The sequence below is a fragment of the Micromonospora sp. S-DT3-3-22 genome (assembly GCF_015354745.1).
Taxonomy (GTDB): Bacteria; Actinomycetota; Actinomycetes; order Mycobacteriales; family Micromonosporaceae; genus Micromonospora; species Micromonospora wenchangensis.
The window spans coordinates 42,657-48,882 of record NZ_JACGMO010000047.1; the positions used below are offsets into that span (position 1 = coordinate 42,657).

5 protein-coding genes and 1 pseudogene are annotated in these 6,226 nt (G+C 68.4%); 2 read left to right on the forward strand and 4 right to left on the reverse strand.

Annotation, left to right across the window (positions count from 1 at the left end; translation table 11 throughout):
• Nucleotides 1-10 precede the first annotated feature (10 nt).
• From H1A17_RS15825 to H1A17_RS15835, 3 genes and pseudogenes are all read right to left on the reverse strand, one after another.
• A complete protein-coding gene (locus H1A17_RS15825; protein WP_194822212.1) occupies nt 11-1,807 on the reverse strand; it encodes a carbohydrate binding domain-containing protein in 1,797 nt (598 codons plus the stop codon).
• 210 nt (nt 1,808-2,017) lie between these two features.
• Nucleotides 2,018-2,737 (reverse strand): annotated as a pseudogene (locus H1A17_RS15830) (IS6 family transposase).
• Nucleotides 2,738-3,118: 381 nt separating this feature from the next.
• The gene (locus H1A17_RS15835) at nt 3,119-3,562 is read right to left on the reverse strand and encodes a DUF6069 family protein (protein WP_228543625.1); all 444 of its coding nucleotides are present in this window, start codon (nt 3,560-3,562) and stop codon (nt 3,119-3,121) included.
• 375 nt (nt 3,563-3,937) lie between these two features.
• On the opposite strand from H1A17_RS15835, the gene H1A17_RS15840 reads away from it, so the two are divergent.
• On the forward strand, nt 3,938-4,300 hold the full coding sequence (locus tag H1A17_RS15840) for a YciI family protein (protein WP_194822213.1): 363 nt from the start codon (nt 3,938-3,940) through the stop codon (nt 4,298-4,300).
• Between the two features lie 24 nt (nt 4,301-4,324).
• On the forward strand, nt 4,325-5,536 hold the full coding sequence (locus H1A17_RS15845) for an RNA polymerase sigma factor (protein ID WP_194822214.1): 1,212 nt from the start codon (nt 4,325-4,327) through the stop codon (nt 5,534-5,536).
• 278 nt (nt 5,537-5,814) lie between these two features.
• Here H1A17_RS15845 and H1A17_RS15850 read toward each other — a convergent pair.
• A partial coding sequence (locus H1A17_RS15850) for a hypothetical protein (protein WP_228543626.1) occupies nt 5,815-6,226 on the reverse strand: 412 nt, incomplete at its 5' end.

Consider the following 6,226-nt stretch of genomic DNA (forward strand, 5'->3'; position numbering starts at 1 on the left):
GGCGGCCGACTCACGGTCGCAGCCGGTTGGCGTAGACGTACGCACCCACGGACCCGCCGGTGGCAAGGCCGGCGTCGGCGTCGAAGCGGTAGTGCACGCCCAGGTAGATCCGGCTCAACGCGTTCTCCCGGGCAGCCTGGTCGAAGCCCGTCATGTGCCGGATGACCCCGTTGGCGAAGGGGTCGTCGGTGGTGGCATCGAAGGCGATGTCGTTGGTGCCGAAAAGGCCCTTCATCACCGCTGCCCATGCCCCGGCAAAGGTGGCGTGTCCGGAGATGTAAGCCGGGAAGGCCGGTGAGAAAGAGGTACCGTCCTCACGCTGCGACAACGGCTGCCAACCGTTGCCGATCGCGGTTTCCGGTCGCCACAGATCGATCGAGGTCAGGTATTTGGCGTCCCAGGCGGCGATGGCCGCATCGGCCAGGGCCAGGCCGACCAGGCCGAAGAGCCGGGCATTGGCCAGAATGCCGAGCTTGCGTTGCTTCGCCACGATCTGGGTGTGTGCGAAGAGCTGACCCGGCGGCTTGTAGGTGCCATCCACGTCATTGGCCCAGAAGTGCGCGAGCTGCGTCTGGTCGGCGGTACGCAGCGACGACGTCCGGCCGCCGTAATCCCGCACCTCCTGCACCTGGTTGCGGTACTCCTGCTTGCCGAGCAGATCCCGATAGTCGACCGCCCCGGCCGGCAGGCCAGGCCGGAACTGCCGGCCGGAGGTCAACGCGAACGGGGTGACCCGACCCCAGTCCGGGGTGACCGCCAGAGTATTGTCGGTCGGTCGCCACGACCCGTCGTCGCCGTCAGGCTGGTACTGCCCGCCATTGCCGGAGCCGTCGTTCGCGCGAGCCTGAAGGTTAGCGGCCGCCGCTGCGGCACCGACTGCCGTGCCCCGCGTGGCTTCGGCGGAGTTCACCCCGGACGGCCGGCGAGCGGCGGCCGTGCCGAGAGCGGCCTCAAGGCTCGCCCTTCGCTGCGGGTACCGAGCAACCAGGACGTCGAACGCCGCCTGGTCGATGGCCGCATGCAGGGACGGGGCCACCACGTCCTCCATGGTGCCCGGATAGCTGACCGGCACCCGCACCCGGTAGGGGTTGCCCACGCCGGTGACCGAGACGGCGGCGTCGTGCATCGCCGCGTGCAGGATCGCCGCGTCCCGAGCGGCGGCGGTAGGTGCCGGGGCCAGGCTCCGGTAGCTGGCCAGCAAGACATCGTTCCAGTACAGGATCGGGTCGTTGACCGCGTCGACGGCCAGCGGGGTGAGCGAGATGTTGTCCAGCCGGACCGTTGAGGCCGCCTGCCCACCGAAGTGGAAGAGGAGCACCGCCTTCGGGTCACCGAACGGGGAGACGAAGTCGAAGGTGAAGCGGCGCATCGTGGCGGTGAGTGCGACGTTCTGGTCAACCGCCGAGGTGAACGGCGTGTCGACGCGGGAGACCGAGACGCGCACGTTGCGGCTGACGTCGGCGGATGCGTCGAACTGCAACCGGTACGGCTGGGCCGCTGTCACCCCGAACTCGAAGTGCCCAACCAGGTCCTCCCAGACCGGCTTGCCGACCGTGTTGGCGGTGCGGACGAGCAGTTGCCCGACGCTGACCGTCGTACTGGTCGCGGCGAGCCGGGTCCACCAGGGTTCGGTCCTGCCGTTGTCGAACGTACCGTTGAGGATGAGGTTGCCGGCTGCCGCGGCAGCCGGCGTGGAACGGATGAGGGCCGGGAGGGTGCTGGCGAGCACGACCGCGAGCACCACGCTGAGCAGACGACGCAGTTGCCACCCGGCGGCGGGGTGGCGCGGGCCGATCGATCGGGTCATGGAGAGCCTTTCCGGATCGGTATCGACGACGATCAGGTCGCCGCCGTGGAGTTCGGCTCACCGTAGGAACCACCGCCCTGTTCGCTGCCGCCGAACAGGCTTCGGACCAGTGCCGAACACACCTCGGCGCGCCGTCAGGCGGCCTGACTCTTGCTGGCGCTGTTGCGTTGCCGGATCGGTGGACGGGTTGAATCCGTGTCGGGTCAGCGGTCAGATCGCTCGGGCGAGTTCGGTGAACGCGGCGGCGATGCGTCCTGCCGGCGGGACGTCGACAGCGAGTTCGTAGCGGCCGTGGTGGAGGTTCTGCAGGAAGGCGTGTCCGGCGATGATGATCTGTGCTGTCTTGTCTGTCCGTAGGCCGCGCATCGGTCTCAACCGGTGTTTCAGCCGACCGTGATCGGCCTCGATCGGATTTGTTCGCGTACCGCTCGACGTGGTGCCATGCCTGCGGGATCAGCTCGTCGAGCACCCTGGGGTAGACCGGCGCGGCGTCAGTGACGACCTCAGTGGGCGTACCTTCACCGTCGACAGCGCCCGTCGAAAGAATCGCCGAGCCGCATCAGCGTCCCGTCGAGGGGAGACGAGCACGTCAATGACCTGCCCGTACTGGTCGACCGCCCGGTACACGTACCGCCACACCCCGTTGACATTCACGTACGTCTCGTCAACGAACCACCGGTCACCCGGCGAGTGGCGGGCTAACCGGGCGGCGTCGGCCAACAGCGGCGTGAACCGCTGCACCCACCGGTAGACCGTGATGTGATCGATCTCGACCCCGCGTTCGACCAGTAGCTCCTCAACGTCCCGATAGGACAGGTTGTACCGCAGGTACCAGCGGACCGCGACGACGATTACCTCGGACGGGAAGCGGAAGCCGGTGAACGCCGACTTCGGCGGCTGCCAGGAGCGAGAACGAGTCGACGCCTTCACAGCTAAAGTCTGCCTCGATCTTGCCGACGCTCAACGCAACATAGCCTCGAAGGAGACCCCAAAACCGCCGCCGGACGCCGCCCAGTCGCCCTCGACAAGCGCACTATCCAGGTCCTACGCGACCACCGGCAGCGCCAACGACACCAGAAAGCCCGCCGGGAGGCGGCGGGGAAGACGTGGGTCGACTCCGGGTACGTGTTCGTCCGCAAAGACGGCAGCCCCCTGCATCCCGGCTACGCCAGCGGTCGATTCCGGCTCCTGGTCAAGCGCGCCGGCGTCCCGCCGGTCCGACTGCACGTGCGGGTCTCCTTCGTCACGGCCCCGGCGGGATGGGACTGAAGCGTCAACCCGGCGAAGGGCAGTGGCACGGTTTGAGCCGGGTCAGCGTGTGCGCGCGAGCCGCCCCGCCAGGGCCGGAACCACGATCGCCGCGGCGATGATGTGCAGCGCGATCAGGGTTGCTGCGGAGCCGGCGTCGAACCCGAAGGTGAGGTCCGGGACGAAGGACAGCGCGGTCAGCGCGATCGCCGTGCACACGAAGGTGCGCCGCGGCTGGCGTGCCTTGCGGGCCATGACGGCGGCGATGCCGACGCCGACGAGCGAGAAGACCAGGGTCAGCTGTGCGAACCCGGCGATCGGAATGCTCGCGCCGGTGCTGTCGGCGAACGAGACCCCGGCGGCCGACGCGACCGCCGCGAGGACGGTCGTAGCGACCGAGGCGACGACGGCCGCGGCGACGCCGTGCTTCCAGACCGGCTGTCGCTCGACGGTCGGGGTCGACGCGCCGGGGGTCTTGCTGGTGGGGACCTGGACGTTGGTGGACATGTCGGGCTCCGTTTCCTCGGCGGGCCGCCGGTGCGGCCCGCTCATACCTCTCCACGAACGGGCGGGTCCGGATCCGACAGCTCGCGAAGAAAAAGTTCTACGGATGGGTGCGTGTGCGTGGTGACGCAGCGTCGGGACGGGTCGGTGCGGTTTCCGGTCCTGACTGCGCAGCCAGTCCCCCGTCGGGCACGCCCTGCACGAAGACGCGGCTGACAACCCAGACGTCCTGTACCGTGCGCGGGCGTCGATCGGGCGATTCGCCGTGAAGAAGCCAGTCGCAAGATTTTCTGTGGCAGGTTGTCGTATCGGCGGGATGCCGTTCGTGGTGGAGTGAGAGGCGGTCATCGGGACCGCCCGGGACCGAGGAGATGTGGGATGACGCACTACCTGCTGGCCGTGCACGGCCCGGCCGAGATGACCGAGTTCGGCAACTACGGCTCAAAGGAAGAAATGGAGGAGGCGTTCGCCGCGACCGGTGCCTTCAATGACAAGCTGCGCGCTGAGGGCTACTGGGTCTTCGCGGGTGGTCTTGCGCCGGCCTCGACGGCGACCGTCGTCGACGGCCAGGCTGAGACGCCGGTTGTGACCGACGGCCCCTACCTTGAGACCAAGGAGGTCCTCGGGGGTTTCTGGGTCATCGACGCGTCCGATCTTGACGTGGCGCTCAAGCTCGCGGCCGAGGGGTCAAAGGCGTGCCGGGGCAAGGTCGAGGTCCGTCCGTTCGACGGTCTCGCCTGAGCAAGTTCAAGCGGCGACTGATCGATGAAGAACGCAACGGCGGCCGTCGAACGGGTCTTCCGCGAGGAATACGGCCGCCTGATCGCTTCGCTTGTCCGCCGATTCGGTGACATCGATATTGCAGAGGAGGCCGCAGGCGAGGCGCTCGTGGCCGCGCTGGAGAGGTGGCCGGAGTCCGGCGTACCTCCCAACCCTGGCGGCTGGCTCACCACCGTCGCCGGCAACCGCGCGATCGACCGGATCCGCCGGGAGAACCAGCGCGACGCCAAGCATCAGGCGGCCTCCATGTTTTACGACGACACGCCCCACGAGCCCACCGGAGCGGTAGAGGACGACCGACTGCGGCTGCTCTTCACTTGCTGCCACCCGTCGCTCGCACCGGAGGCGCGGATCGCGTTGACGCTCCGGCTCCTGGGTGGGCTGACCGTGCCGGAGATCGCACAGGCGTTTCTCGTGCCCGAGACCACGATGGCGCAGCGGATCACCCGGGCGAAGAAGAAGATCGCGTCGGCCAAGGTGCCGTACCGGGTGCCCGGGACCGCCGACCTTCCCGAACGGCTCGGCGGCGTACTGGCGGTGCTGTTCCTCGTCTTCAACGAGGGCTACCTCGCCACCGGCGATGGCGACCCGGTTCGAGCCGAGCTCACGGGCGAGGCAATCCGGCTAACGCGGATTCTCCGTCAGATGCTCCCCGAGGAGCCGGAGGTGACCGGTCTCCTCGGCCTGCTGGTGCTCACCGACGCCCGGCGTGAGGCACGCGTGCGAAATGGGCAACTGGTCCCGCTCGATGAGCAGGACCGCGCCGGCTGGAACCGCGCGCTGATCGACGAGGGCCACAACCTGGTCCGCGAGTGCCTCACGATCAACCGGCCCGGCCGCTACCAGATACTCGCCGCGATCAACGCCGTCCACACCGACGCCCCCACGGCGTCGGACACGGACTGGTTGCAGGTCATCGCGCTGTACGACCAGCTGACCCGGCTCGACCCGTCGCCGATCGTCGCACTAAACCGCGCGGTCGCGGTCGCGGAGCTGGACGGCCCGGAAGTCGCTCTCGCTCTGGTCGACCGGCTGCCGCTCACGGGCTACCACGCCTGGCACGCCACCCGCGCCGACCTTCTCCGCAGACTTGGCCGCAGCGCCGAGGCGAAGCAGGCGTACGACACCGCGATCGCCGCCACCCAGAACTCCGCCGAACGCGCCTACCTGAGCAGAAAGCGCGGCCAGTTGGTGTGACTGGTCCCACCATTCGGCACGGCAACATCCTTCCAGCCCGCCCGCAGGGCAAGCCATCTCAGATGTCACCTATCGGTGCAGCAGACCCGCGACGACATGCCGGTCGTGCAGGCGGACGCCTTCTTCGGTAAGGCACTCCCCACCGCACCACACACCGGGCACTGCGGCTCGGCCAGCTTGGCGGGTGGAAGCAGGGTAGCCGGCGTGCGACCACGTCGCGAAGTCCACCACCCGCGTCCAGCGCCTGCTCCTCGGTGCAGTTCAACCGAACAGCCTGCTCAGCGACGCTCAGGCCCTGCTGAGTAAGTCGCTCGGCGACCACGCCGCGGAACACACTGATCTTCTGCTCGACCGTCAAGCCTCTCCACCAAACCCGGGGCTTGACATAGAACCTCCGCGTCGACCTCGGCCAGGACCTGCAGCGGAATCGTCCACCGCCCGACAGCCAGTGCATTCGCGATAAGCGATCGGGCTCTGGTGGGTTCAGCGAAACCGATCAAGGCGGTCAGGGCCCACGCTTGCTGGTCCGGGTCGGTGATGGAGCGGGCGATCTGTTCGGCATGGGTGGCTAGTGCGCGGGCGCGGTCGTGGTCGCCGGTGGCGGCCACCGCCTGGGCCAGGTCGATCAGGGCTTGCGCCTGCAGGTTCGGGCGGGTGATGGAGTGGGCGATCTGTTCGGCATGGTCGTGG

Bases quoted from the DNA above. Each gene is read 5' to 3' on its own strand.
- H1A17_RS15835 (WP_228543625.1), bottom strand. From the start codon at position 3,562: ATGTCCACCAACGTCCAGGTCCCCACCAGCAAGACCCCCGGCGCGTCG.
- H1A17_RS15845 (WP_194822214.1), top strand. From the start codon at position 4,325: ATGAAGAACGCAACGGCGGCCGTCGAACGGGTCTTCCGCGAGGAATAC.
- H1A17_RS15825 (WP_194822212.1), bottom strand. From the start codon at position 1,807: ATGACCCGATCGATCGGCCCGCGCCACCCCGCCGCCGGGTGGCAACTG.
- H1A17_RS15840 (WP_194822213.1), top strand. From the start codon at position 3,938: ATGACGCACTACCTGCTGGCCGTGCACGGCCCGGCCGAGATGACCGAG.